Source organism: Riemerella anatipestifer, assembly GCF_009663465.1.
GTDB classification, from domain to species: Bacteria; Bacteroidota; Bacteroidia; order Flavobacteriales; family Weeksellaceae; genus Riemerella; species Riemerella anatipestifer_C.
Genome location: NZ_QXHU01000012.1, coordinates 1 through 2,549, shown reverse-complemented (window position 1 = coordinate 2,549; position 2,549 = coordinate 1). Strand labels below are relative to the sequence as shown.

The 2,549-nt window shown below is 36.2% G+C and carries 2 protein-coding genes; both read left to right on the top strand.

The features are described 5' to 3' along the window. Nucleotides 1–626 precede the first annotated feature (626 nt). Entirely contained in the window at nt 627–1,232 is a 606-nt protein-coding gene (locus D1003_RS10760) for a hypothetical protein (protein WP_153936994.1), read from the top strand. A gap of 396 nt (nt 1,233–1,628) precedes the next feature. Then, on the top strand, nt 1,629–2,297 hold the full coding sequence (locus D1003_RS10750) for a hypothetical protein (RefSeq protein WP_153936992.1): 669 nt from the start codon (nt 1,629–1,631) through the stop codon (nt 2,295–2,297). Nucleotides 2,298–2,549: the final 252 nt, after the last annotated feature.

Here is a 2,549-nt window from a genome sequence, read left to right as displayed (position 1 = left end):
ATTAGCAATACGGAAAAAGCATCCGCTTCGGTTGTGCTGAATTGAACTTATCGTCCAATTCAAACCCGCCCTTCGCAAATACTTTTTCCGTTGCACGCCACACTACTGAAAATCACACTGCCGAAATAAAGTTGAATTTTAGCGTTATAAAAGAAACTGAATCCAAACCGAACAAAGAGAATGTAGAAAGGTTTGAATTCATTTTCTATTTTTTATATTACGGAATAGAATTGACTTTTACTTGGAGTGAATTTTCAATAGTATAGCGTACAACGAAGCAGACTCTGAATTGACTTTACCAACTTAAACTTAGTGACTATAATTCCTATGAAAAGCTGAATTGAAAATAGGGAAGAGTTGAATTTGAAAAACTGGAATTGAATTTAGAAAACTGAAATTTAGCCTGTGCGAATATATCATATTGTGAATACCAAATAGAAACTGAAACGAAAGTCCAGCGTGCAACACGGGTTTTGCAAAAAAGCGAGAGCGGTTTTATTTGGACATAATGAAATTTTTATTACCTTTGTGTAGTTGGGGTAATGTTAGTGGTTTTTTAGTCCGCTTCTTCGCAAAGCCCCACCATTATCTGTAATTTTAACCAAAATGCTGTTTTAAAAATTTATATGAAAAACTATTTTACCTTTTCGATTTTACTTTTTATCATTTCTTGTAATAAGAATACTGAAAGCAAAAAAGATATCGATAAAATTGTCGCTACTGCTGTTGCAAAAGCAATGGACTCTGTCACAAAGAAGAATATTAAGATTGACAGTGTAAAAACTGAAGTAAAAGCACCTGCTGATGCAAATGAATATGTTAAAGTTATAAGTACTAAAGAATTAACAAGACTTGCAAAAAAGCACTTTCAAAGTTATAAAAATAGATTACTCTCAAAAAACACAGCCATAGGATTGTTGGATACTTATACTGGCGATTTTACAAATGATGGAAAAGAAGATGTGGTTTTATATTACAGTATTGAACCAACGGATGGAGGTAATTATCTGGCAGGTCAAGGACTTGCATTATACAAGAATGTATCCTCAAATATTGAATTTATTAGGACTTTCGATGCGGATTATTTATTTGTGATGGACAAAATAAATAATGGAAAGATATTTATTAAAAATATGGAATATGCTGAAGATGATCCTCGTTGTTGTCCTTCAATTGAAACTTCAATTTCACTAACTGTTAATGGAAACAAAATCACACAAAAAAAAGAATAAGAAAAACTACAGATAACATAGTATTTGCAAAAGGCGGGGTTAAGTGCAGAGTTGAAAGTTTGGGAATATTTATCCGCTTCTGCTTTTCCGTATTACTTTTTTTTCTTAAATTAGCAATACGGAAAAAGCATCCGCTTCGGTTGGTCGAAATTGAACGATTGGTTCAATTTAGCCCGCCCTTCGCAAATACTTTTTCCGATGTGGCGAAATCCGCTTCGCTCCTTTCGCCACATCGGCTCGGCGGCTTACACCGCTTGATGGGCGAAGTTCGCGAAGCGACGAGCCCATCAAGCGGTTTTGCAAAATTTCCTCTTGGAAGCAGAGCTTCCAGAGGAAACTTCGCAAAGCCGCCGAGCCGTTAGCGGTCAGTTTAAAAGACGACACAACAAAGAGAAAATGAGTTTAGAATTAATACCTGTAATTGAAATCGGATACCATAATCAGGACATAAAAGCACCTGACAAATATCCTTATTGGGATTTTCCCGAATTGTGGGACAAATTCAACTCGGACAGTTACAAAAAAGCAGGTTTTAAAGACAAGTTCAAACCATATTTAGCTGGTTCTTCATTTTACCGACTTACTGACATAACGGACAACAACTTGTCGAAAATTGTAATTGACCATACGCAAGATTTGAGAGACGGAAAATATGAAAGAGAACAAGCAAGTGCGTTTTTTGGTGGCTACGTACTTCGCATTGACGGACACGACAAATTTTTTCCGCAATGTTGTGGCGACCTTGCAGACCTTAAATTTTGGGAGAACATAGCAAACGGTCAGGAAAAGGGATTTTATGCAGGACACCCAGAACCGCAAGTAAAAATTCAAAAAGAAAAAGTAACTTTTGACTTTACCGTAGGAGAATTTGACGAACACTTCGTACCGACACCGAGAGAAAACATAGTTCAGTTTGACATTTCTTCTTTAAAAAAGGCAATAGAAACAGTAAAAACCGAACTTGACATTTTTGAACAACGACTTGAAAGAATAAATGAAGACGAGAAACTGAATATAGACAACATTGGTGGACTATTAATTTGGGACAATGCAAACTATGAATAAAGAAAACCGAACCGCTAACACGGGTTTTGCGTCAGGCGGGGTGACGTGCAAACTTGGAGCTTTCTGCTTCTATTCAAGTTCAATGCAGGTTGACAGTTTTGTGCTCCGAAACCCGCCCGAACGCAAAGCCCGAAAACGTTATGCGATATTTTATGAAAACACGGCTCCTAAAACTGCTTTTAACGATTTTTTCATTGAATTTGTTTTCTCAAATACATAAAACAAGTGACAGTGATAAAAACGCTATACAAT

Excerpts from the sequence above, each read along its gene's own strand:
- D1003_RS10760 (WP_153936994.1), top strand. The coding sequence starts at position 627 with ATGAAAAACTATTTTACCTTTTCGATTTTACTTTTTATCATTTCTTGT.
- D1003_RS10750 (WP_153936992.1), top strand. The coding sequence starts at position 1,629 with ATGAGTTTAGAATTAATACCTGTAATTGAAATCGGATACCATAATCAG.